Here is a 612-nt window from a genome sequence, read left to right as displayed (position 1 = left end):
CTTCTCATTATAACCAGCACCGCCACCAAAATAGCCAGCAAACTGTTTTCGAAGATCATAAATCTGACCACCCGTAACCGCATCGCTCGAGCCTGATACTATAGAACCATCAGCCAGCGATGTGATCTTGCTGTTTTCTTGTGTCACTACAACTGTGCCGTCGGCTTGTTCTTCCTTCTTTTCATGCTGCGCTACAAAGGCGCCTGTAGTCTTATCCCACAACAAAGCATCGCCTTGAACTTCTTGCGTAATATTCGTTAGTTTTTCAGTAAAATTTTTGACCTCGTTCGTTAGATGTGTATTCACATTCTTGACACTCGTATCAAGATCAGAAAAGGCTGAACCAACATCGTTATGTGATTTAGTTGTTACCGTACCATCGTCAGAAACATTTGAGATGTTATAAGTTGGAGCTGTAAAAGCACCATCTACAAATGTTGAACCACCACCAAAATATGTCGCAACCTTATCACCAAATGAATGAAGCTGGTCACCATTTATGGCATCATGTGAATCCTTAGCAATCTTACCAGCAGCAACATTATGCAATGCAACCTGACCCTTGCTCGGATCTCCAAAAGTCACACTGTTTTGTTTCGCTTTAGGTGCTGT

General features: G+C 42.3%; 1 pseudogene. It reads right to left on the bottom strand.

The features are described 5' to 3' along the window. A pseudogene (locus ACFIJ9_RS08700) lies at positions 1 to 612 on the bottom strand (hypothetical protein); the annotation flags it as partial.

This window comes from Bartonella sp. MR90HLJMH, assembly GCF_042194115.1.
Classification (GTDB): domain Bacteria; phylum Pseudomonadota; class Alphaproteobacteria; order Rhizobiales; family Rhizobiaceae; genus Bartonella; species Bartonella grahamii.
Note: the sequence above shows the minus strand (reverse complement) of the source record. Positions and strands in the feature narration are given on the sequence as shown.